Origin of the sequence: Mycobacterium cookii (assembly GCF_010727945.1) — a bacterium.
Classification (GTDB): domain Bacteria; phylum Actinomycetota; class Actinomycetes; order Mycobacteriales; family Mycobacteriaceae; genus Mycobacterium; species Mycobacterium cookii.
The window spans coordinates 3,266,554-3,288,046 of record NZ_AP022569.1; the positions used below are offsets into that span (position 1 = coordinate 3,266,554).

Annotated in this window: 23 protein-coding genes; 12 read left to right on the forward strand and 11 right to left on the reverse strand. The window is 67.9% G+C overall.

The features are described from left to right. Positions 1–224 precede the first annotated feature (224 nt). Both G6N27_RS15325 and G6N27_RS15330 read left to right on the forward strand, forming a co-directional pair. Entirely contained in the window at positions 225–1,076 is an 852-nt protein-coding gene (locus tag G6N27_RS15325; protein WP_163777196.1) for a hypothetical protein, read from the forward strand. A 170-nt stretch (positions 1,077–1,246) separates the two neighbouring features. Continuing rightward, positions 1,247–2,854: an N-acetylmuramoyl-L-alanine amidase gene (locus G6N27_RS15330; protein WP_170308173.1), complete on the forward strand. Its 1,608-nt coding sequence runs from the start codon at positions 1,247–1,249 to the stop codon at positions 2,852–2,854. Between the two features lie 20 nt (positions 2,855–2,874). Here the strand turns inward: G6N27_RS15330 and G6N27_RS15335 are convergent, their stop codons facing one another. The 4 genes from G6N27_RS15335 to G6N27_RS15350 form a co-directional block, all read right to left on the reverse strand. Beyond that, positions 2,875–3,690, reverse strand: a complete 816-nt coding sequence (locus tag G6N27_RS15335; RefSeq protein ID WP_163777197.1) for an HAD family hydrolase — start codon at positions 3,688–3,690, stop codon at positions 2,875–2,877. A gap of 31 nt (positions 3,691–3,721) precedes the next feature. After that, on the reverse strand, positions 3,722–4,474 hold the full coding sequence (locus G6N27_RS15340) for a lysophospholipid acyltransferase family protein (RefSeq protein WP_163777199.1): 753 nt from the start codon (positions 4,472–4,474) through the stop codon (positions 3,722–3,724). A 66-nt stretch (positions 4,475–4,540) separates the two neighbouring features. Next, a complete protein-coding gene (locus G6N27_RS15345; protein ID WP_163777201.1) occupies positions 4,541–5,290 on the reverse strand; it encodes a lysophospholipid acyltransferase family protein in 750 nt (249 codons plus the stop codon). 5 nt (positions 5,291–5,295) lie between these two features. Further along, positions 5,296–6,063, reverse strand: coding sequence for a lysophospholipid acyltransferase family protein (locus G6N27_RS15350; protein ID WP_163781857.1), 768 nt, complete (start codon positions 6,061–6,063; stop codon positions 5,296–5,298). A gap of 288 nt (positions 6,064–6,351) precedes the next feature. Here G6N27_RS15350 and G6N27_RS15355 point away from each other — a divergent pair, with 288 nt between their 5' ends. After that, positions 6,352–7,902 carry an MBL fold metallo-hydrolase gene (locus G6N27_RS15355; protein WP_163781859.1) on the forward strand — a complete coding sequence of 517 codons (1,551 nt, stop codon included), beginning with the start codon at positions 6,352–6,354 and terminating at the stop codon, positions 7,900–7,902. Continuing rightward, positions 7,899–8,231 (forward strand): hypothetical protein, encoded by a 333-nt coding sequence (locus tag G6N27_RS15360; RefSeq protein WP_163777202.1) that lies wholly within the window; start codon positions 7,899–7,901, stop codon positions 8,229–8,231. Before G6N27_RS15355 ends, G6N27_RS15360 begins: the two co-directional genes overlap by 4 nt. On the opposite strand, the gene G6N27_RS15365 is transcribed toward G6N27_RS15360, so the two are convergent. After that, positions 8,228–9,790 (reverse strand): phytoene desaturase family protein, encoded by a 1,563-nt coding sequence (locus tag G6N27_RS15365; protein ID WP_163777204.1) that lies wholly within the window; start codon positions 9,788–9,790, stop codon positions 8,228–8,230. The two genes, G6N27_RS15360 and G6N27_RS15365, sit on opposite strands and share 4 nt — an antisense overlap. Positions 9,791–9,856: 66 nt before the next feature. After that, on the reverse strand, positions 9,857–10,480 hold the full coding sequence (locus tag G6N27_RS15370) for a TetR/AcrR family transcriptional regulator (RefSeq protein WP_163777206.1): 624 nt from the start codon (positions 10,478–10,480) through the stop codon (positions 9,857–9,859). Between the two features lie 72 nt (positions 10,481–10,552). Between G6N27_RS15370 and G6N27_RS15375 the strand changes: the two genes are divergently transcribed. After that, a complete protein-coding gene (locus G6N27_RS15375) occupies positions 10,553–11,038 on the forward strand; it encodes a DUF2834 domain-containing protein (protein WP_163781861.1) in 486 nt (161 codons plus the stop codon). Here the strand turns inward: G6N27_RS15375 and G6N27_RS15380 are convergent. Both G6N27_RS15380 and serS read right to left on the reverse strand, forming a co-directional pair. Continuing rightward, complete coding sequence (locus G6N27_RS15380; RefSeq protein WP_163777208.1) at positions 11,035–12,171, reverse strand: GGDEF domain-containing protein; 1,137 nt, start codon at positions 12,169–12,171, stop codon at positions 11,035–11,037. The genes G6N27_RS15375 and G6N27_RS15380 overlap by 4 nt on opposite strands. 122 nt (positions 12,172–12,293) lie before the next feature. Beyond that, positions 12,294–13,550, reverse strand: a complete 1,257-nt coding sequence (gene serS, locus G6N27_RS15385; protein ID WP_163777209.1) for a serine--tRNA ligase — start codon at positions 13,548–13,550, stop codon at positions 12,294–12,296. Positions 13,551–13,643: 93 nt separating this feature from the next. Between serS and G6N27_RS15390 the strand changes: the two genes are divergently transcribed. The 3 genes from G6N27_RS15390 to G6N27_RS15400 all read left to right on the forward strand — a co-directional run bounded on the left by G6N27_RS15390 (position 13,644) and on the right by G6N27_RS15400 (position 15,669). Next, positions 13,644–14,996, forward strand: coding sequence for a septum formation family protein (locus G6N27_RS15390; RefSeq protein WP_163777211.1), 1,353 nt, complete (start codon positions 13,644–13,646; stop codon positions 14,994–14,996). Between the two features lie 4 nt (positions 14,997–15,000). After that, the gene (locus tag G6N27_RS15395; RefSeq protein ID WP_163777213.1) at positions 15,001–15,351 is read left to right on the forward strand and encodes a metallopeptidase family protein; all 351 of its coding nucleotides are present in this window, start codon (positions 15,001–15,003) and stop codon (positions 15,349–15,351) included. 117 nt (positions 15,352–15,468) lie between these two features. Continuing rightward, entirely contained in the window at positions 15,469–15,669 is a 201-nt protein-coding gene (locus tag G6N27_RS15400) for a hypothetical protein (protein ID WP_163777216.1), read from the forward strand. 1 nt (position 15,670) lies between these two features. Here G6N27_RS15400 and G6N27_RS15405 read toward each other — a convergent pair whose 3' ends face one another. After that, complete coding sequence (locus tag G6N27_RS15405; protein ID WP_163777217.1) at positions 15,671–16,339, reverse strand: histidine phosphatase family protein; 669 nt, start codon at positions 16,337–16,339, stop codon at positions 15,671–15,673. Continuing rightward, the gene (gene pheA / locus G6N27_RS15410; protein ID WP_163777219.1) at positions 16,336–17,262 is read right to left on the reverse strand and encodes a prephenate dehydratase; all 927 of its coding nucleotides are present in this window, start codon (positions 17,260–17,262) and stop codon (positions 16,336–16,338) included. The genes G6N27_RS15405 and pheA overlap by 4 nt, the downstream gene beginning before the upstream one ends. Before the next feature lie 96 nt (positions 17,263–17,358). On the opposite strand from pheA, the gene G6N27_RS15415 reads away from it, so the two are divergent. From G6N27_RS15415 to G6N27_RS15430, 4 genes are all read left to right on the forward strand, one after another. Continuing rightward, positions 17,359–18,138, forward strand: coding sequence for a DUF2470 domain-containing protein (locus tag G6N27_RS15415; protein WP_163777221.1), 780 nt, complete (start codon positions 17,359–17,361; stop codon positions 18,136–18,138). An 18-nt stretch (positions 18,139–18,156) separates the two neighbouring features. Then, entirely contained in the window at positions 18,157–18,918 is a 762-nt protein-coding gene (locus G6N27_RS15420) for a CPBP family intramembrane glutamic endopeptidase (RefSeq protein ID WP_163777223.1), read from the forward strand. Between the two features lie 131 nt (positions 18,919–19,049). Further along, positions 19,050–19,991, forward strand: a complete 942-nt coding sequence (locus G6N27_RS15425; protein ID WP_372513024.1) for an LCP family protein — start codon at positions 19,050–19,052, stop codon at positions 19,989–19,991. 133 nt (positions 19,992–20,124) lie between these two features. Continuing rightward, positions 20,125–20,670 (forward strand): ferritin, encoded by a 546-nt coding sequence (locus G6N27_RS15430; protein WP_163777227.1) that lies wholly within the window; start codon positions 20,125–20,127, stop codon positions 20,668–20,670. Here the strand turns inward: G6N27_RS15430 and G6N27_RS15435 are convergent. Then, positions 20,667–21,491, reverse strand: a complete 825-nt coding sequence (locus G6N27_RS15435) for a glycerophosphodiester phosphodiesterase (protein WP_163777229.1) — start codon at positions 21,489–21,491, stop codon at positions 20,667–20,669. The genes G6N27_RS15430 and G6N27_RS15435 overlap by 4 nt on opposite strands. Positions 21,492–21,493 lie beyond the last annotated feature (2 nt).

Genomic DNA, 21,493 nt, shown 5'->3' on the forward strand with positions numbered 1-21,493 from the left:
GGGTCTTCTGAATAAGAGGTGCAGATACCTGCGTTGTGCCTGATGGTCGAACGCATTTCGGTGACGAAGGTCGCGATTGCCTCACGATTCGATCTCGTCACTCCAGTAACAACATTCACGTAAGTACCATCGGTCGTGTGCCCGAGGAACCACCTATCGGACACCGTGAGCGCCCCCGGCGCCCACGAAAACGAGACCGCATAGTCCAGATTGAGGAGACTTCCGTGCCGAACCGACGTCGACGCAGGCTCTCGACAGCCACGAGCGCGTTCGCCGCTCTGGCGGTCGCGAGTCCGTTTGCTTATATCGCCGTTTCCAGTGTGGTGGCCGACATCAAGCCGGCGCCCGAGCACCACGAGTTCGTCCGCGCTGCATCGATGACCGACCTGCCCGGTGAACTGATGGGCGCGCTGTCGCAGGGGTTGTCCCAGTTCGGGGTGACGCTTCCACCGATCCCGGCCCTGACCGGTGCGACCACCCCCGACAGCACCTCGCTGCCGGGCTTCGGCGGCACCGGCCTGACCTCGCCCGGTCTTACCAGCCCCGGCCTGACCTCGCCGGGCCTGACCTCGCCGGGCCTGACCTCGCCGGGCCTGACCTCGCCGGGTCTGACCACCCCCGGTCTGACACCGGGTGCGACCCCCGGCCTCAGCACGCCCGGCCTGGCCACCCCCGGCACGACGCCCGGACTGACGCCCGGGGCGACGCCGGGACTCACCGACCCGTCGCTGGCCAATCCCGGCCTGAGCAGCCCGGGCGGCCTGACACCCGGGTTGACCAGCCCGACCGGCTTCGGCGGTGCGGGAGCCAGCCCGAGCGAATTGCCGATCAGCGACCCGATCGGGCTCGACCCGGGCGCCGGTGGCACCTACCCGATCCTCGGAGACCCGTCGGTCGGCGCAGCGCCGGCACCCAGCGGCGGACTGGTCAGCGACGTGATGAGTGCGGCCAACCAGCTCGGCGCCGGTCAGGCGATCGACCTGCTCAAGGGCATGATCCTGCCGCAGCTGCAACAAGCCGCACACGGCGCGGCCGCCCCGATCCCGCCGCCACCCGTGCCGGCGCCGATTCCGTAGGCGCGACTCGGCTTCTTGGGATTGCCACCCGAACGGCACCGCAGAAGTGGGACGCTGCTCCCCCACAGCCCCCAAGCTCTGCGGTGCCGTTGCCGTGCCAAGATCACTTTGTTCACTTAAGTAGCGTGTCGAATCATTTGCACCACTAGACACATACGTAACATCGGTGCGTGCCGTCCCGCCGCCCCGCGCCGACGATGTTGTTCACCGCCATCGCGGCGACCATCGTCATCCTGCCGTTGGCGGCCAACAGCGGCACCGGACAGCGCGAGGCGGCCCGGCCCGGCGATGCGCAGCTGACCCAGCAGCCACTGGTCGGCCTCGGCGGCGGGGTCACAGTCCGCGAAATCAGCCAAGCCGCACCGTTTTCCATGGTTGCGCTGACTGGCGGCGACCTCACCGACACCTCCGCGCAAATCCGGGCCCGGCACCGCGACGGCTCCTGGGGCCCATGGTACGAGACCGAAAAGCTGCTCAGCTCAGGTGGCCGCGGCTCGCACGGCACCGATCCGGTGTTCGTCGGCAAGACCACGACGGTGCAGATCGCTGTGCACCGCCCGGCCGGAGCGCCGCAGACCACCTCGCCGAAGCGCACCCCTGACCGGGGCCTGGGCTACCTCCCCGTCACCGCGGAACAGCCGCTGGCGCAGAACATTTCGGCGATCTTGATCTCGCCGCCGCAGGCACCCGCCGACACCCAGTGGACGCCGCCCACTGCGGTCATCGCTGCGGGTCAGGCGCCCAACATCATCGCCCGGGCACGGTGGGGCGCCGACGAGGCGGTGCACTGCGGAAACCGGCCGTTCGACCAGCCCATCCGCGCGGCCGTCGTCCACCACACGGCGGAGAGCAACGACTACCAGCCGCAGGACTCCGCGGCGATCGTGCAGTCGATTTACGCGTATCACACCCAGATCCTGGGCTGGTGCGACATCGCCTACAACGCGCTGGTCGACAAGTACGGCCAGGTCTTCGAGGGCAGGGCCGGCGCGCTGATCGGGCCGGTGCAGGGCGACCACACCGGCGGCTTCAACAGGGACAGCTGGGGGGTGGCGATGATCGGCAACTTCGACGACACCCCGCCGACCCCGATCCAGTTGCAAACCCTCGGCCGGCTGCTCGGTTGGCGGCTGGGACTCGACCACATCGACCCCAGAGGCACCGTCGCCCTGGAGTCGGCCGGCGGCGAGAACACCAACTTCCCGTTCAACGCCGTGGCGACTGTGCCGACCATCTTCAGCCACCGCGACGTCGGCGCCACCGACTGCCCCGGCAATGTCGCCTGGGGTTTGCTCGACGAGATCCGAGATACCGCAGCGCATTTCAGCGGTCCACCGCGGCCCGAAGACCTGGCAATGGCGCTGCAGGGCGGCGCAATCTACGACCGCTGGCAGGCGATCGGCGGCCCGAGCAGCCTGCTGGGCGCCCCGACTTCCCCCGAGGCGACCGGGGCAGACGAAGCGCGCTACGCCACCTTCGACAAAGGTGCCATGTACTGGTCGCCGAGCACGGGCCCGCAACCGGTGACCGGCGCCATCTACGACGCGTGGGCCTCGCTCGGCTACGAGCGGGGCGCCCTGGGCCTGCCGACCAGCGCCGAAATCCAAGAACCGCAGTGGGTCAAGCAGAACTTCCAACACGGGACGCTGAACCTGGACCGGCTCAGCGGCCGGGTCAGCCGGGTCATCGACGGCATCGTCGAGGAGTTACCGCCGCCGCCCGCGACCGGTCCACCGGTTCAGCTCGAGCGGTTCTCGCCGGTAGCCCCGGCTGCCTGAAACCCGCTCCGGTTGCCCCGCTAAAGCCACCAGCGTTCCAGGACACGGGCCACGCCGTCGTCGGTGTTGGTTGTGGTGACCTCGTCGGCCGCGGCGATCGTGTCGGGGTGTGCGTTACCCATCGCCACCCCGTGGCCGGCACGAAGCAGCATCGGCACGTCATTGGGCATGTCCCCGAACGCAATCCAGTCCTCGTCGGCGATGCCCCGGGGACGGGCGATCTCGGCGATGCCGGTGCCCTTGTCGATGCCCACCGGCACGATCTCGACCAGCCCGTTGTTGGTCGAGTAGGTGATGTCGCCCTCGATGCCGACATGCTTGGCGAGCTCGGCGGCCATGTCGGCGCTGCGCGCACCGGCCTTGCGGACGAGCAGCTTCACGGCGGGCGCGCTGAGCAGGTCTTCGATCGACACCTCGGTGTTATCCGGGTTGAGCCAGGCGTGCTCGTAGCCCGGTGAGCTGACGAACTGCGGGGTGGCGGTGTCGTGCGCAGTGCGCCCTACCCGTTCGACCGCCAGGCCGACGCCCGGGATCACGCGATTCGCGATCTCCGCCAGTTCGCCCAGCGCGTCGACCGACAGGGTCGTCGCAGACAGCACCTGATCGGTCGCGGGGTTGTAGATCACCGCGCCGTTGGCGCACACCGCCATTGGCGCAAATCCGAGCTCGTCGACCACTTGCGGTATCCAGCGCGGAGGGCGGCCGGTGGCCAGCACGAACTGGGTCCCGGCTTCGACGGCTGCGCACACGGCGTCACGGGTGCGCGGTGTGATCCGCTCGTCGTCGTTGATCAGGGTGCCGTCGACATCGCAGGCGATCAGCGCGGGCAGCGTCATGTGCGGGCCACTGTGCCCGATCTGCCCCGTGTCACCGTCGCCGCTCCTCTTCTTGACGCATCCGCTCGAGCAATTCTGCGGCGCGCAGCTTCTGGGAGTCTTCCCGGTTCGGCGCGCTGCCGCCCAAGCGACGTGGCACCCAGTATTCCCCCGCCGGATGCGGGTAGGACTCCTGTACTTGGTAGAGCAACGAGTTCATCTCCCGCCGCAACGCGGCGTTGAGTTCCTCTGCGCTTCCGCGCGGCGGCAGCGGGCGACCGGCGGCCACCGTGATCGGAATCTTGTTGCGGAACACCTTCTTCGGATGGTCCTTCGGCCAGATGCGCTGGGCGCCCCACACGATCATCGGGACGATCGGCACCTGGGCATCCAGCGCCATCCGCGCGGCGCCCGTCTTGAAGTCGCGAAGTTCGTAGCTGCGGCTGATGGTGGCCTCGGGATGCATCCCGATCAGTTCGCCCTCACGCAGCCGTTGCACGGCGAGCTCGAACGCGTCGTGCCCCTGATTGCGGTCCACCGGAATGAGCCTGGCTTGCTTGATGACGAAGTTGACGGCTTTCACGTCGGCCATCTCGGCCTTGATCATGAAGTACATCCGCCGACCGCGTTCCCGGGCGGCGAACAACGGCGGAAGCCAGTCCAGATAGCTGGTGTGGTTCTGGGCGAGCACGGCACCGCCGCGCTCGGGGATGTTCTCCAGACCCTTGAACGTGAACTTGGTTCCGTTGAGCGCGACGACCGGCGGCACCACCCACTCTCCGAACCTGTAGAACGGCTCCGGCATGCCCGTTGCTCCTTGTCTTCAACTCAACCTCCCTGAACACGGACACGCCGTTAGCTGTTCCCGGGTTCACGGACCGTGCTTCGCCCGCTTACGGGCCCGCTCGGCCCTTTCAGTTTCCTCAATAATTTTTGCCTCCGCCACCGTAGGTGCGCTGCCACCGAGCCGCCGCGGCACCCAGAAGGCCCCCTCAGGGTGCGGATATTCGTCCTGAACGCGATGCAACCACGCAGTCATCTCGTCGCGAATCGCACCATCCAGATCTTCGACGTCACCGTCGGGCGCCAGCGGTCGGCCCGCTGCCACGATCACCGGAATCTTCGCGCGGCCCACATTTCGCGGATGGTCTTTGGTCCAGATCCGTTGCGCACCCCAGACGATCAGCGGGACGATCGGCACCTGGGCATCCAGCGCCATCCGGGCCGCCCCGGTCTTGAAGTCCTTGAGCTCGAAGCTGCGGCTGATCGTCGCCTCGGGCATCAGGCCGACTATCTCGCCGGCCCGCAGCAACCGGACGGCCTCGGTGTAGGCCTTGGCGCCCGAGCCGCGATCGACCGGGACAGTCTTGGTGTGCCTGATCAGAAAGTTGACGATCCTCACCTGCTGCATCTCGGCCTTGATCATGTAGCGGACCCGGCGGCCGCGACGATTCAGGGCGAGCGCGGCGGGCAGCCAGTCGACATAGCTGGTGTGGTTGATCGGGACCACCGCGCCGCCGGTGCGCGGGATGTGCTCGAGACCCCGGTAGGTGATCGTCGTGCCGGTCGCCGCAACCAGCGCTTTGGCCGTGATCTCGAGCGCGCGGAAAACCGGCTCCATGGCCGCTACTCGGCGGGGCCGGCCTCACGGGCCGCCCTGGCGGCGGCCCGGCGGCTGGCCTCCTCGGCGTCGAGCTGAGCGGCCTCGGCCAGCGTGGGGGCGCCGCCACCGAGCCGGTGCGGCACCCAGTACTCGCCGGCCGGATACGGACCATAGGAGTCCTGCACCTTTTCCAGCAGATGCTGCATCCGCGAGTGCAGCAGCGTGGTCAGTTCGGCCGCCGGCAGCGTCGGCTGGATCGGCTCGCCGACCGCCACCGTGATCGGCACCTTGGGACGCCACAATTTCTTGGGATGGTCTTTGGTCCAGATTCGTTGGGCGCCCCAGACGATGTGCGGGATGATCGGCACACCGGCCTCGATCGCCATCCGGGCGGCGCCGGACTTGAACTCCTTGATCTCGAAGCTGCGGCTGATCGTCGCCTCTGGGTACACGCCGACCAGCTCGCCGGCCCTGAGCCGTTCCACCGCCGCGTCGTACGACGCAGCACCGCTGGCACGGTCCACCGGGATGTGCCGGCAACCGCGCATGATCGGGCCGGTGATCTTGTTGTCGAAGACCTCCTGCTTGGCCATGAACCGCACTTTGCGGTTGCCCCGCTTGAAGGTGGGCAGCCCGGCGAAGGTGAAGTCCAGGTAGCCGGTGTGGTTGATGGCGACGACGGCGCCGCCGGTGTCCGGCACGTTCTCTGCGCCGATGACCGTGAAACGCAAACCCTGCACCCGCCACACCGTCCGCACGAGTGCGATGACCGTTCCGTATACCGGTTCCACGGTCATCAACCCTAGTGTTCCGGTCTGTGGCGGCGCGACGAGTCGGTCCACCGAAATGTCCGGGCGCTCCGGCGACCCGCTAGGTTGTCGCGCGGCGACCCGCTGCGCCCGGCTTCGCCAGGCTTGCGATCACCGCTAGGTTGTCGCGCGGCGACCCGCTGCGCCCGGCTTCGCCGGGCTTGCGATCACCGCTAGGTTGTCGCGCGGCGACCCGCTGCGCCCGGCTTCGCCGGGCTTGCGATCACCGCTAGGCTCGGGGCGTCAGAAACCACCGACCAAAGGGTGTCAGTGCAGGTCACCAGCATCGGCCACGCCGGCTTCCAGATCGATACCCCGGCCGGCAGCATCCTCTGCGACCCCTGGGTCAACCCCGCCTACTTCGCGTCGTGGTTTCCCTTCCCAGACAACAGCGGCCTGGACTGGGCAAGCCTGGGCGACTGCGACTATCTCTATGTCTCGCACCTGCACAAGGATCACTTCGACCCCAAGCTGTTGACCGAGCACGTCAACAAAGACGCGGTCGTCCTGCTGCCGGATTTCCCGGTGCCCGACTTGAGGAACGAGCTGCAACTGCTGGGCTTCCACCGCTTCTTCGAAACCACCGATTCGGTGAAACACACCGTCAGCGGGCCCAAGGGCGATCTGGACATCATGATCATCGCGCTACGCGCGCCGGCCGACGGTCCGCTCGGCGATTCAGCGCTGGCGGTGTCGGACGGCGCGACGACGGCGTTCAACATGAACGATGCCCGCCCGGTCGACCTGGATCGACTGGCATCCGAGTTCGGTCATGTCGACGTGCACATGCTGCAGTACTCCGGCGCGATCTGGTACCCGATGGTCTACGACATGCCGGCACGGGCCAAGGAGGCTTTCGGGGTCCAGAAGCGACAGCGCGGGATGGACCGGGCCCGGCAGTACATCGCACAGGTGGGCGCGACGTGGGTGATTCCGTCAGCCGGCCCCCCGTGTTTTCTGGACCCCGAGTTGCGTGATCTCAACGACGACCACGGCGATCCGGCCAACATCTTCCCCGACCAGATGGTGTTCCTCGACCAGATGCGCAGCAACGGCCACGACCGCGGCCTGTTGATGATGCCCGGGTCGACGGCGGAATTCTCTGGCGCACAACTGAACTCACTGCAGCATCCGCTGCCCACCGATGACGTGGAGGCCATCTTCACCACCGGTAAGGCGGCCTATATCGCCGACTACGCCGACCGTATGCAGCCGGTGCTGGCGGCCGAGAAAGCGGCTTGGGCGCCCGCGACCGGCGAATCGCTGCTGGAACCGCTGCGGGCCACCTTCGAGCCGATCATGCTGGCCAGCGACGAGATCTGCGACGGCATCGGCTACCCCGTCGAGCTGGTCATGGGGCCGGAACAGGTCGTCCTCGACTTCCCGAAACGTACTGTGCGAGAGGCGATTCCGGACGAGAAGTTTCGTTACGGCTTTGCCATCGCGCCAGAGCTGGTGCGCACCGTGCTGCGCGACAACGAGCCGGACTGGGTCAACACCATCTTCCTGTCCACCCGATTCCGGGCCTGGCGGGTCGGCGGCTACAACGAATACCTCTACACCTTCTTCAAATGCCTGACCGGTGAGCGGATCGCCTACGCCGACGGCTGGTTCGCCGAGACGCACGACGACGCGACGTCGGTCACCCTGGACGGCTGGGAAATTCAGCGCCGCTGCCCGCACCTGAAGGCCGACCTGTCCAAGTTCGGCGTGGTGGAGGGCAACACCCTGACCTGCAACCTGCACGGCTGGCAGTGGAACCTGGAGAACGGCCGCTGCCTCACCGCCCGCGGTCATGAGCTTCGGAGCACACGGGCATGAGCGATTCCTACGACGACGGCCTGGTCCAGTTGGACCGCGAGGCAATTACGTTGCGCCGCTACCACTTTCCGTCGGGTACGTCGAAGATCATCCTGCTGGACAAGGTTCGCGGATACCGGGCCGAGCCGCTGGGGCTGTTGCTGCACCGATTCCGGCTCTGGGGCAGCTCGGACCTGCGCCGCTGGTTGCCGCTGGACATCCGCCGGCCCCTGCGGTCGACCTTGGTCACGCTGGACGTGCCGGGCACCCGGCCCAGACCGGCGTTCACGCCGGCCGATGCCGACGAGTTCACCGCCGTGCTGGATCGGCTGCTCGACGCGCGCGACTAGCGACCCGCGTCGGCCAGCGCCGCCTGTGCGGCGTTGTAGCCGGGGATGAACGTGATGCCCGGGCCGCCATGACATCCGGTGCTGGCCAGATACAACCCGTCCACCGGGAGAGGTTGTCCAAGAAAGCCTTTGGGACCGGGCCGGTTCGGGCCGACCTGATTCGCGTGGAACAGGCCGTGGCAGTAGTCGCCGCCGGGCGCGCCGAACATCACGCCCATGTGCTTGGGCGTGAAGGTGGTGTGCCTGCTGATGCTGCGTTCGAAGTTCGGCGCCAGCCGGGTGATCTTGTCGATCACCCGCTGGCCCATCTCGACCTTCGCCGCGCCGTAATCGACGTCGCCTTCGATCGGAAACCACAGTGCGAACGCCGATGCGGCGTGCTTACCGGCAGGCGCCAGGTCGGGATCGTTCTGCGAGGGCACCTGGAACACGACGGTCGGGTCGGCGGGCACGATTCCGCGCCGGCAGTCCTCCCACTGCTGTTGCACGTCTTCCGGCGTGCTGAAGATGCCGATCGACGCCTGCATGCTCGGGTCGTTGAGGGCCTCGTAGGGCGCGCCGAACTGCGGCGCTTCGTCGAGTGCGAAGTGCATCTGGATGTAGCTGCCGCGGTGGTCGATCCGCGCGTAACGTTCGCGGATGTCGGCGGTCAGCGCCGCCGGGTCGACCAGCTCGTTGACGGTCAGGTCGGGCGCGATCGCCGAGATGACGATCGGCGCGGCGATCGTCTCGCCCGCCTCGGTGCGCACGCCGCTCACCCGGCCGTCGGCGACCAGGATTTCGGTCACCTTGGTGCGCAACCGGACCTCGCCGCCCTCGCGCTCGAGCGTCTCGGCCAGATGTGCCGTCAGCGCGCCGATGCCGCCGCGCAGCTTCTTCATCTGGATGAAGTCCCCGTCGGGCACGCCGAGTCCGAACGCCAGCGCCGCCGCGCTGCCCGGGGTGGCCGGCCCGCGGTAGAGGGTGTTGACGGCTAGTACCGTCATCGAACCGCGCAGCGCGCCGTGCTTCTCCCGGTCGGGCAGGTAACGATCCAACACGTCGGTGACCGATCCGAACAGCATGTCGTCGATCGCCGAGCGCTCGAATTCGTTTGTCGCGCAGGCATACATCTCATCCAGCGTCTTGGGCGGCGCACCGGCGTCGAATCGGCCCAGCGCCCGCGTCGGCGCCTGCGCCCAGGCCATCAGCCCGGCCATGCCGTTGACGGCGTCGGCGCCGTGTACCTCGTTGAGATGAGTGAACAGCTTGATCGGGTCGCTGTACTGGACCATCGGGTCATCGCCGACACCGCGCAGCGCGACCGACATCACCTCCAGGTCGATGGCCGGCAGGGTGTCCAGCCCCAGTTCCTCGCGGACCACCGGTGCGGTCGGGAACTGCACCGAGCCGGCGATCTCGAACTGATACCCGTCGAAAAGCTCGACGGTGGAGGCCATTCCACCGGCGTAGAGCTTGGATTCCAGGCACAGCGTGCGCAGTCCCGCCTTCTGCAGCAGCACCGCGGCGGCCAGCCCGTTGTGTCCGGCACCGATCACGATCGCGTCATAGTCGGTCATCTGCTCCCACCTCTCCAGCCTGCCGCTCTGCCTGCGCAGGCTGGCACGGTTGGCCTGTTTTGTCAATTATGACGAAACTTGGTCTACCCATGCGTCAGTGATGCCGGCTCGCAGCGACTCCAACGCGACGTGACAGACCCGCGCCAACGCGCTCAGCGATCGATCCGCGCCGAGCATCCAGACCTCCATCGCGCCGAATACCGCGGCCGCGATGCAGCGCGCCGTCACCGCGAACCGCACCCGGTCATCCGCCGACGGGTCGACCGTACAGCTACGGCGCTGCATCAGGGCCTGGATAGCATCGGCGAAATCTGCCTGCACGTCCCGGATATGCCGGACGATACGGCCGGGATCGAGTTCGTCGTCGCGCAGCGCGGCGATCTTGGCAACGGCGTCAACGTCATACGGAAAAGCGAAGATCGCGGCCTGCACCGAGTCGATGATCGATTCGGTGACCGGCCTGTCATTCAGCGCGGTTCGAAACCAATGCAGTCCGGTGTAGTCGGCGAACAGCAGGTCGTGTTTCGAGGAGAAGTGCCGATAGAAAGTCCGCAACGAGACTCCGGCATCGCCGGCGATCTGCTCGGCGGAGGTGTCTTCGACCCCCTGGGCCAGAAAGCGGACCATTGCCGCCTGGCGCAGTGCCTCACGCGTGCGCTCGCTGCGCGCTGTCTGGGCCGGCCGGATCATGGGGGTAAGTTACCGCAAAAATACGTTTCGTCATTATTGACAAAACTTTGGGTGCGGGGCGAGACTGCGGCGATGGTCTCCCTTCTCACCCACGCCGTCCTCGGCATCGCCGTCATCTCCTGGATCGTCGCGTCGAACCGTCAGGTCTTCTCCAGGGCTGCCGGCGGGCCGTTGGTCTCGCCGCTGGAAGCTTTGTACTACGTCATCGGCATCGCGTCGGTGGTGCTGGGCTGGTACTTCAATATCCGGTTCGTGCAGGAGTATTCGCAGGGATCGACCAATCCGCTGTGGGGTCAGCACGGCAGTTGGGCCGAATACATTCGGCTGATGTTCACCAACCCGGCGGCCAGTTCGGCGAGCCAGGATTACACGATCGCCAATGTCGTTCTGCTGCCGCTGTTCACGATCGTCGACGGATACCGCCGCGGACTGCGGCGGCCGTGGTTGTACTTCGTCTCCAGCCTGTTCACCAGCTTCGCGTTCGCGTTCGCCTTCTACTTCGCGACCATCGAGCGGCAACACCGCCGCGCACAGGCACCGGCGACGGTCGACGCTTAGGCGCTGATTCCGTCGCTGCGGTAACCGGTTTCGCCGTCGGCCAGTCCATCCCGCGGTGCCGGGAGCGGCCAATCATGGTGGCGCGCTTGGTTTCCCCCGCGCCGCTTCGCGGTGTACATGGCGGCATCGGCGGCCGCGATCAACTCGATGAGCAACGCGTCGCTCTCGTCGGCCGGGTAGGCCGGGCGAATGCCCGCTGTGCCGATGCTGGCCGTGATACCGAAGGGCAGGGCGGCGATGACGTCGCAGAGTTGCTGGGCCTTGCGGTTCACTTCGTCGGGCTGCCAGATGTCGGCGATCACGAATTCTTCGCCGCCCGAGCGGCAGATGACCGCACCGTCGTCGTTGGTGTCGCGCAGCGCCCGGGCCACCGAGACCAGAGCGTCGTCGCCGGTGCTGTGCCCGTAACTGTCGTTGAGTTGCTTGAAGGAGTCCAGGTCGATCACGCTGATGACGACATGGGCCGACTGCTTGCCGCCCTGCTCGAGGCGCGCTTTGGCTCGCCGGTGGAAGGCGCGTCGGGTCAGCAGTCCGGTGAGCTGGTCACGTTCGGCGTGTACGGCGTCGGCGCCGAGGACGTGCACGACCACCTGAATGCCGAAGGGCACCGCCAGGTTGAGCAGGAGCAACAGTGCGTAGGCGGCGGCGGCGGTCACGATCGTGGACTTCTCCGCCATGCGCATGCCTTCAAATGCGCCGATCCCGCTGGCGACGACGAAGTTGTAGGCCATCAGCGGTGGGGTGTGAAACAGCGCGATGTAGCTGGCCATGGTCGCGAACGTGGTACAGGCCATCATCCCGATCAGCGGATCGCTTTGCGACAGCGCGACCAGCGCAATGCTGACGTTGGACAGCAGCGCAAACAGTATTGCCATGTTGCGGGTCGGCCAGCGCAGCGCCCACAACAGCGCGCCGGCCGAGGCGCCGGCGGCCGCCGCCAGTGTGCATGCCGACGCGATATCGTCGCGGGGTCCGCCGGGGGCCCAGCTCGTCGCGAGTGCGACCACCGCCAGGCTGCCGGCGATGAAAGAGATGGTGCCGCGGGTCAGGGTGTCCATTCCGCGGGCCGCCAAGTGCGCGCTCAGCCGGTCATAGTGATCGGATTGATGCCACCACAGACTGAGCCAACCCATCGCGCTCTTACACCTCCGACGCGGTTGCCCCAACCACGTATGCAGGGCTCAGTCAGCTGATGATAGATCAGCAATAGAACCAACCTCTTGACTTTGCTGCCCCCGGTGACTGCAAAGCCCGGCTATGCCGGCTCGAGTACCTCGGCGCCGACGTATGGGACCAGCGCCGCGGGAATGCGCACACTGCCGTCGGGTCGCTGGTGGTTCTCCAGGATGGCCACCAACCAGCGGGTGGTGGCCAGCGTGCCGTTCAGCGTTGCGGCGATCTGCGGCTTGCCGGCCGGATCCCGGTAGCGGGTGGCCAGCCGACGGGCCTGGAAGGTGGTGCAGTTTGACGTCGAGGTCAGCTCCCGGTAGGCCTGCTGGGTAGGCACCCACGCCTCGCAGTCGAACTTGCGGGCCGCCGACGAGCCGAGATCGCCCGCGGCCACGTCGATGACCCGGTAGGGCACCTCGATGCGGGCCAGCATCTCGCGCTGCCAGCCCAGCAGCCGCTCGTGTTCGGCCTCGGCATCGGCCGGGTCGCAGTAGACGAAAGCCTCGACCTTGTCGAATTGGTGCACCCGGATGATGCCGCGGGTGTCCTTGCCGTAGCTGCCCGCCTCCCGACGGAAGCACGACGACCAGCCGGCGTAGCGGCGCGGCCCCCCGGACAGGTCCAAAATCTCGTCGGCGTGATAGCCGGCCAGCGGCACCTCGGAGGTGCCGACCAGGTACAGGTCGTCGGCCTCCACCCGGTAGACCTCGTCGGCGTGCGCGCCGAGGAAGCCGGTCCCCGACATCACCTCCGGGCGGACCAGTACCGGCGGGATGATCGGCACGAACCCGTTGTCGGCCGCCAGCCGGATTGCCATCTGCAGCAGCCCCAGTTGCAGCAGCGCACCCTGGCCGGTCAGGAAGTAGAACCGCGAACCCGACACCTTGGCGCCGCGTTCCATGTCGATCAGGCCGAGCGTCTCGCCCAGCTCGAGGTGGTCTTTGGGGTCGTCGATCGCAGCCGGTTCGCCGACGACGTCGAGCACGGCGTAGTCGTCCTCGCCGCCGGCGGGCACACCGTCGATGATCACGTTCGAGATCGCCATGTGCGCGGCGGTGAACGCCGCCTCCGCGTTGGCCTGCTCGGCCTCGGCGCTCTTGACCTGGTCCGCCAGCTCGCGTGCGTGCTGCAGCAACGCGGGGCGCTCGTCGGGTGATGCCGCGCCGACCTTCTTGCTCGCGGACTTCTGGTCGGCGCGCAGTGAATCTGCCGCCGCGATCGCCTTCCGGCGCGTCGTGTCTGCGGTCAACAGGGCGTCGACCAGGGACGGGTCTTCGCCTCGGCTTTGCTGTGATTGGCGAACGGCGTCGGGGTTTTCCCGGAGCAATTTCAGGTCGATCACGGGCTAGAACCCTACGCGTGCGGTGTCCACCAGCGATAACCACATGAAGTAACTTGCGCATCAGCTGTCACGGGGTATGCAATCCCTGTCAGAATGGAGCCGATGTGGCATGAATCCGAGCGGGACGAGCGGCCCACACGCCGGCACCCGCGAGTCGCGTGGCTGAACAGTTTGCAGGGCACCCTGCAAGCTTCGGCGACCCGTCGCGCGTTGCTGCTGACCGCGCTGGGCGGCCTGCTGATCGCTGGACTCGTCACCGCGCTGCCGATCGGCGGCGGTCCGGGGCGCCTCGCCGGCTACATCGACCCGGTGCCGCCCACCGGGTCGAAAGGCAACGACGCCTTCGACCGCGCCGCCACCGGCAACTGCCTGATGTGGCCGGATCGGATGCCCGAAGCCGCCAACATCGTCGACTGCAAAGACGAGCATCGGTTCGAGGTCGCCGAGTCGATCGACATGCGCACGTTCCCGGGTTCGGAATACGGGCCATCGGCCCCGCCGCCGTCGGCCACCCGCATCGAGCAGATCAGCCAAGAGCAGTGCGAGTCGGCGGTGCGGCGCTACCTGGGCGCCAAGTTCGACCCCAACAGCAAATTCATCATCAGCATGTTGTGGTCCGGCGACAAAGCGTGGCGACAGTTCGGCGAGCGACGGATGCTGTGCGGCGTGCAGCTGCCCGGCGCGGGCAACGAACAGATCGCCTTCAAGGGCAAAGTTGCCGACGTCGACCAGTCCAAGGTGTGGCCGGACGGCACGTGCCTGGGCATCGACCCGTCGACCAACCAGCCCACCGACATTCCCGTCGACTGCGCCGCGCCGCACGCGATGGAGGTCACCGGCACGGTCAACCTGCTCGCCAGGTTCCCCGAGGGATTGCCGCCGGAGCCCGAGCAGGACGCCTTCATCAAAGACTCGTGCACCAAACTCACCGACGCCTATCTCATGCCGGTGCAGTTGCGCAGCACGACCTTGACGCTGATCTACAGCACGCTGTCGGTGCCCAGCTGGTCGGCCGGCAGCCGGCAGGTGGCCTGCAGTATCGGGGCGACGCTGGGCAACGGCGGCTGGGCCACGCTGCTCAACAGCGCCAAGGGGCCGCTGAAGATCAACGGTCAACCGCCGGTTCCGCCGCCGGACATCCCGCAGGAACGGTTGAACCTGCCGCCGATTCCGCTCGGCCCGACTCCCGGCGGCGGCGCGGCGTCGACCGGCTCCAACGGCTCGTCCAGCTCGTCGGGTTCGTCGGGCTCGTCGGGATCCTCCAGTTCGTCGAGCGGATCGAGCGGATCGAGCAGCCAACGGCAGGGCGACCAGCACCTGCCCGGCCAGCAGCCCGCCCCTCCGGCCCAGGCGCCGGCGCCCGAAGCGCCGCCCCCGGCGCCCGAGGCGCCCAACCCGTTCGCGCCACCCCCGGCCGCGCCGGAACCTCCGCCGCCGGGGCAGTAGCGCCATGGCCGTGCGGATGGATCCGCAACGGTTCGACGAGCTGGTGTCCGACGCGCTCGACCTGATCCCGGCAAAGCTCGCCGCGGTGATGGACAACGTGGTGGTGCTGGTCGCCGACCGCGATCCCGACGACGACGAGCTGCTCGGGCTGTACGAGGGTGTGGCGCTGACCGAACGCGATTCGCACTACGGCGGCTCGCTGCCGGACACCATCACGATCTACCGTGACGCGCTGTTGGACATCTGCGATTGCGACGAGCAGGTGGTCGAGGAGGTCAAGATCACGGTGATCCACGAGATCGCCCACCACTTCGGCATCGACGACGACCGGTTGCACGAGTTGGGCTGGGCTTAGCTCGGCGACGATGCAGAGCGCGCAGCGCGATGAGGAGGAGCGAGCCATCAGACCTAGCTCGTTCCGCCTGCGGCGCGGCAAACCGAATCTGCCCGCGCGCGGTGCTATGACTGCGAGATGAACACCCGCTGCCGCGAATGCCTGGCAGGGTTGGAGCACTGTCACGGCGCGGTCATTCGGCACCGGCTGCACCGCTCGGAATGCACCGACGCGGACTGCCCCGGCCCGGAGCTACTACTGCATGCGTTCGTGTTGGACTGTGACGCGGTCGGCTGTGACTGCGCTCAGGTCGACGCCCCGGCCGCACGCGCAATCTGACTCAGCCCATCGGGTCGGCGACCGACTCGGGCGGCGAAGACGCGTCGAACGGCGGCATCCGAGCCCCCCACTGCTCGCAGCCCCAACGTCCGCCGGCGGCCGGCGTCAAGATGACGGCCTCGGTGTTGGCGAGGTGGTGTTCGAGCGCGAATGCGCTGTCGAGTTCGGCCAATACGGCACCCGTCAACCGGATCGCCGCCCCGTGGCTGACGACGATGATGTCGCTGGTCCAGTTCGCGTCGTCGAGGTAGCGCACTCGCAGCTCATCCAGCACCGGTAGGTAGCGATCGAGGACCTGGTTGGCGCTTTCCCCGCCGGGCATCGACGCATCCCGGTCCCCCTCCAGCCAGCGCCGGTAGGTTGCCTCGAACTCGTCGACCGCCTCTTGGTCGTTGCGGTTTTCCAGATCGCCGACCTGCACCTCGTGGATGCCGGTGACTTCCCGGGCCAGCATGCCGAACTCGGCGCTGACCTCTGCCGCCGTCTGAGCCGCGCGGGTGGCCACCGAATGCAGCAACAAACCCGGCACCGCCGTCGCATCGCGGGCAAAGGTGCGCGCCTGATTGCGGCCCAACTCGGTCAGTTCCGCCCCCGGCGGGCGGGTGTCGAGCCGTTTGTCGACGTTGGCGTGGGATTGTCCGTGCCGCATCAACACCAGCCGACCGCTCATGGCGCCGACCCTCCGCGCAGGCCGGACAGCCAACGCGCCGCGTCGTCCGATTCCGGCGGCGGCGCGCCGGCGATGTCTCCAGTCGGCCAGGAACCCAGATAGCGCACGTCGGTACAACGCCGATGCAGTGCTTTGAGTGCCTCGGCGACAGCGTCGTCGTCGATATGGCCGACGCAGTCCAGGAAGAACACATAGGTGCCCAATTCGGTTCTGGTGGGCCGGGATTCGATCCGGGTCAGGTCGATGCCGCGCATCCCGAACTCAGCCAGCGCGGTGACCAGCGCGCTCGGCGCATTGTCGATCCGCAGCACCACCGACGTCCGGTCGGCGCCCGTGCGGGCCGGCGGCGGCGCCGGTCGCCCGACCAGCAGGAAGCGGGTACGCGCATTGTCTTCGTCGACCACACCCTCGGCCAGCGTCGCCAGTCCGCGCTGGGTGCCGGCCAGCGGCGAGCTGACCGCGGCGTCGACGTGCCCATCGGCCACCTGCTGGGCGGCATCGGCGTTGGAGATGGCGGGCTGCAGCTCGGCCTCGGGCAGATGCGCGGCCAGCCATTGGCGAACCTGCGCGGCGGCCACCGGGAAGGCGGCCACGGTCCGCACGTCGGCGGCCGTCCGGCCGGGCGCCACGACGATGTTGAACGCGACGTCCAGCGTCAGCTCCGCGAACACCTGCACCGGGGATCCACTCGCCAGGCCGTCCAGCGTCGGCGTCACCGACCCGTCGATCGAGTTCTCGATGGGCACGCACGCGAAGTCGGCCACGCCGTCGCGGACGGCGTCCAGCGCGGCCGGTGTGCTGTCCACCGGCAGCGGCCGACATTCGTCGGCGGTGTGCCGCGGCACCAGACCGGCGTCGATCATCTGCAGCAACGCCGCTTCGGTGAAGGTCCCCGCCGGACCGAGATACGCGATGCTTGCCACGCCGAAAACCTTATCGGGTCGAACATCTTGCGCCGTCCGATTGTCGGTAGTTAAGTTAGGCTTACCTCACTAACCCACGAGCCAGGACGGTCCACGATGACACTCGCCCACTGCCCGGCGCCCACAACGGCCGAGCGGATCCGCAGCACGTGCGTCCGGGCCGGCGGCGCGCTGCTCGCGGTCGAACAGGCAGAGCCGCTCACCACGCCGCTGCACCACCTGGTCGCCGACGGCTCGTTCGCCGTCGGGGCTCCGCTCGATGCCCCGCTGAACGACGGGGCGCAGGCGGTGCTGGAATTGGCCGACTACGCGCCGCTGCCGCTGCGCGAGCCAATCCGCTCACTGGTGTGGATCCGGGGAGGGCTGCACCGGGTGCCGCAGTCGTCGGTGCGCGAACTGCTCGACCTGATCGCCGAGGAGCACCCGCACCCCGCGCTGCTGCAAGTACAGACTCCTAATTCCGGCCCGGTTCGCCCCGGCGACACCCGTTACCTGCTGGCACGGCTGGAGATCGAGTCGGTCGTGGTGACCGACGCGACGGGTGCTGAGGCCGTCGACGCGGCGGCGCTACTGGCCGCGCAGCCCGACCCGTTCTGCGGGTTCGAATCGTGCTGGATCCGGCATCTGGACAGTGCTCACCGTGACGTGGTGGCGCGGCTGGCCGCCCGGCTGCCGGCCCGGCTGCGCCGCGGAGATGTTCGCCCGCTCGGCGTGGACCGCTATGGCATGCGCCTGCGAGTGGAAAGCGCGGACGGCGATCGAGACATCCGGCTGCCGTTCCACAAGCCGGTCGACGACGTCCCCGGCCTGAGCCAGGCGATCCGCGTGCTGATGGGCTGCCCGTTCGTGAACGGCCTGCGAGCCCGCGGCAACTGAGCCGGTTACCGTGTCGGGGTGATCGCGCCCTCCGGTGACGTCGACGGTCTTGCGACCGACCGCCGTTCGCTGCGCCTCGAGGTCGTGATCGTGCTGAGCGTGACGTTCGGCCTGAGCGCGGTCGAGGCGCTGCTGCAGCTCACCGACTCCGTCCTGCGCAACCTGAGCACGCAGAAGATTCCGCTCAACCCGCGGCGGTCCCACTTCGACCTGATCGACCTCGGCCTCAACGCGACGGTCGTCGTCCAGCTGATCTCCTGGGGTGCGCTCGGGTTGTATCTGCTGTGGCGTTCCGGATCGACGCCGTTGGGCCGGCTGCGGTGGCGGCCCGACCTGCTCGGCGGCCTCGGCCTGGCCGCGCTGATCGGCCTGCCCGGGCTCGGTCTCTACCTCGCAGCGCGGGCGCTGGGAATCAACGCCTCGGTGATCCCGTCCGGTCTGGGCGACACCTGGTGGCGGGTTCCGATGCTGACGCTGACCGCCTTCGCCGACGGCTGGGCCGAGGAGATCATCGTCGTCGGGTATCTGTTGACCCGCCTGGATCAGCTGGGTGTCGGCTCCCGGGCGGCGCTGGCGTGGTCGGCCCTGCTGCGCGGCGCCTACCACCTCTACCAAGGCTTCGGCGCCGGGCTGGGCAACATCGCGATGGGCCTGGTGTTCGGGTACGCGTGGCGGCGCACCGGCCGGCTCTGGCCGCTGGTGATCGCGCACGGCCTGATCGACACCGTGGCGTTCGTCGGCTACGCGCTGCTGGCCGGCCACCTGGGCTGGCTGCGATGACGATGTACGACGAGGATGCCAGCGCCAGGCGGCGCCGGCCCCCGCCGCCGCACACGACGCCACCGCCGCGACCGGTGTCGCCGGGGCGAGCACGCCGGGCGCCGCGCCCTCGACGGGCGTGGGCGAAGGTGTTGGCGTTGAGCCTGGTGATCGCGGTGGCGCTGGCTTGCGCGGGCATTCTCGGCGGCGCGTTGTGGTTTGAGTCCGCCATGCATCGCCAGACGGTGCTGACCGATTACCCCGGTCGTCCGGCGTCCGGGCACGGCAGCACCTGGCTGCTGGTCGGCTCGGACAGCAGGCGGGGCCTCAGCGTCGAGCAGCAGGAGGCACTGGCAACCGGCGGCGACACCGGCAACGGCCGGACCGACACCATTCTGCTGGTGCACATTCCGGCCGTCGGGTCGGGAACTGCGGCGACCATGGTGTCGATTCCGCGTGACTCCTACGTGCCGATCCCCGGCTATGGCCGCGACAAGATCAACGCGGCGTTCGCGATGGGTGGCGCGCCGCTGCTGGCGGAGACGGTCGAGCAGGCCACCGGGCTGCGGCTTGACCACTACGCCGAAATCGGGTTCAGCGGGTTCGCCGCCCTGGTCGACGCCATGGGTGGGGTCACCGTCTGTCCGACCGCACCGATCGACGATCCACTGGCCGGCATCAACCTGCGCGCCGGTTGCCAGAAGCTGGGTGGCGGCGACGCGCTGGGTTACGTCCGCAGCAGGGCCACGCCGCGGGCCGATCTGGACCGGATGGTCGACCAGCGGCAGTTCATGTCGGCGCTGCTGCATCGGGCGACCAGCCCGGCGACCTGGCTCAACCCGTGGCGGTGGTACTCGGTGCCGCGGGCGGCGGCCGGCGCGTTGACCGTCGACCACAACGACCACGTCTGGGATCTGGCCCGGCTGGCTTGGTCGCTGGTCGGGTCGACCGCCACCTTGACCGTGCCGATCGGTGAGTTCACCAACAGCGACGCCGGGTCGGTGGTGGTGTGGGACCACGAGAAGGCCGCCGCGCTATTCGACGCAATGGCCGCCGACCGGCCGGTGCCGTCCACAATTTCCAGCGGGTCGTAGCGACCATTCACGATGACCTTTGGAATGGCGCTCGGTGTTAATTCAACATAGCCTTACATTACTTAGGCGACGCTGGCCTCAGTAAGGCCGACCTTGGATGACGAGACCTCTGAGCTGCAGTAGCGTGGTCGGCATGAACGATCACGATGCCCATAAAACAAAATTTCACGCTTTATTGCAAGAGCAGGTCTACCACGAATTCACCAATGCCCAGCAATACATTGCGATAGCCGTTTACTTCGACGGCGCGGACCTTCGTCAGCTCGCAAAACACTTTTATTCGCAGGCCGTTGAAGAACGTAATCACGCGATGACGCTGGTGCGGTATCTGCTTGACCGCGATGTGCGGATCGAGATCCCCGCCGTCGACGTGGTCCGCAATTCATTCGATACGCCGCGCGACGCGCTGGCGTTGGCGCTGGATCAGGAGCGCACCGTTACCGACCAGGTCAGCAGGCTGGCCGCGGTGGCCCGCGACGAGGGCGACTACCTCGGCGAGCAGTTCATGCAGTGGTTCCTCAAGGAGCAGGTCGAGGAGATGGCGCTGATGACCACGCTGGTGCGGGTCGCCGATCGGGCCGGGGCGAACCTGTTCGACCTGGAGAACTTCGTTGCCCGGGAGATCGACTCGGCGCGCTCAGAGGCCGACGCCCCAGCCGCCGCGGGCGGCCGACTCTAGCGGGGGTCGGCGCCGGTCAGCCCGTCTTCCAGCCACGCTTTGACGCGGCCGGGATAGTTGGTGGCCAGCCAGGCCACCCCGATGTCGCGGCAGAATCCGACGTCGTCGTAGTCGTCACAGGTCCAGCAGTACAGCGCGCGGCCCTGGGCTGCGGCCCGGTCGACGAGTTCGGGATGTTCGCGCAGAACACCGATCGACGGCCCGACCGCGGTGGCGCCGACGGTGCTGGCCGCGCTGCTGCTGAGGAACCGATGGCTCCTGCCGAGCAGCACCGTCGGCAGCAGCGGCGCCGCCCGGCGGACCCGCCACAGCGCGGCCGCGGAGAACGACATCACCACCGCCCGGGATCGGTCGGCCGAAGCGGGTGAAGCGATGCCGAAGCGATGCAGCAGCGCCAGCACTTTGCTTTCCACCAGTGCGCCGTAGCGGACCGGGTGCTTGGTTTCGATGAAGATCTTCACCGGCCGCTTCCAGTCCAGCACCAGCTCGACGAGGGCGTCCAGCGTCAGCAGACCGGTGTCACCGTGGGCGCCGTCGGCGCGCCAACTGCCATGCCACGCACCAAAATCCAGTTCGCGGAGCTCGGCCAGCGTCATCGCGCTGACCAGGCCGGCGCCACTGGATGTCCGGTCGAGTTTGCGGTCGTGCACGCAGACCAGGTGTCCGTCGCGGGTCAGCCGAACGTCGCATTCAACTCCGTCGGCGCCTTCCCGCAGCGCCAAGTCGTAGGCGGCCAGGGTGTGTTCGGGCAGGGAGGCCGACGCCCCCCGATGGGCCACGACGAACGGGTGCCGCGAGTCCACCTCGCCGGCACCTGTCATAT

Bases quoted from the DNA above. Each gene is read 5' to 3' on its own strand.
- G6N27_RS15335 (WP_163777197.1), bottom strand. From the start codon at position 3,690: ATGACGCTGCCCGCGCTGATCGCCTGCGATGTCGACGGCACCCTGATC.
- G6N27_RS15340 (WP_163777199.1), bottom strand. From the start codon at position 4,474: ATGCCGGAGCCGTTCTACAGGTTCGGAGAGTGGGTGGTGCCGCCGGTC.
- G6N27_RS15345 (WP_163777201.1), bottom strand. From the start codon at position 5,290: ATGGAGCCGGTTTTCCGCGCGCTCGAGATCACGGCCAAAGCGCTGGTT.
- G6N27_RS15360 (WP_163777202.1), top strand. From the start codon at position 7,899: ATGAGCGATTCCTACGACGACGGCCTGGTCCAGTTGGACCGCGAGGCA.
- G6N27_RS15365 (WP_163777204.1), bottom strand. From the start codon at position 9,790: ATGACCGACTATGACGCGATCGTGATCGGTGCCGGACACAACGGGCTG.
- G6N27_RS15370 (WP_163777206.1), bottom strand. From the start codon at position 10,480: ATGATCCGGCCGGCCCAGACAGCGCGCAGCGAGCGCACGCGTGAGGCA.
- G6N27_RS15375 (WP_163781861.1), top strand. From the start codon at position 10,553: ATGGTCTCCCTTCTCACCCACGCCGTCCTCGGCATCGCCGTCATCTCC.
- G6N27_RS15380 (WP_163777208.1), bottom strand. From the start codon at position 12,171: ATGGGTTGGCTCAGTCTGTGGTGGCATCAATCCGATCACTATGACCGG.
- G6N27_RS15390 (WP_163777211.1), top strand. From the start codon at position 13,644: ATGGAGCCGATGTGGCATGAATCCGAGCGGGACGAGCGGCCCACACGC.
- G6N27_RS15395 (WP_163777213.1), top strand. From the start codon at position 15,001: ATGGCCGTGCGGATGGATCCGCAACGGTTCGACGAGCTGGTGTCCGAC.
- G6N27_RS15400 (WP_163777216.1), top strand. From the start codon at position 15,469: ATGAACACCCGCTGCCGCGAATGCCTGGCAGGGTTGGAGCACTGTCAC.
- G6N27_RS15405 (WP_163777217.1), bottom strand. From the start codon at position 16,339: ATGAGCGGTCGGCTGGTGTTGATGCGGCACGGACAATCCCACGCCAAC.
- G6N27_RS15415 (WP_163777221.1), top strand. From the start codon at position 17,359: ATGACACTCGCCCACTGCCCGGCGCCCACAACGGCCGAGCGGATCCGC.
- G6N27_RS15430 (WP_163777227.1), top strand. From the start codon at position 20,125: ATGAACGATCACGATGCCCATAAAACAAAATTTCACGCTTTATTGCAA.
- G6N27_RS15435 (WP_163777229.1), bottom strand. From the start codon at position 21,491: ATGACAGGTGCCGGCGAGGTGGACTCGCGGCACCCGTTCGTCGTGGCC.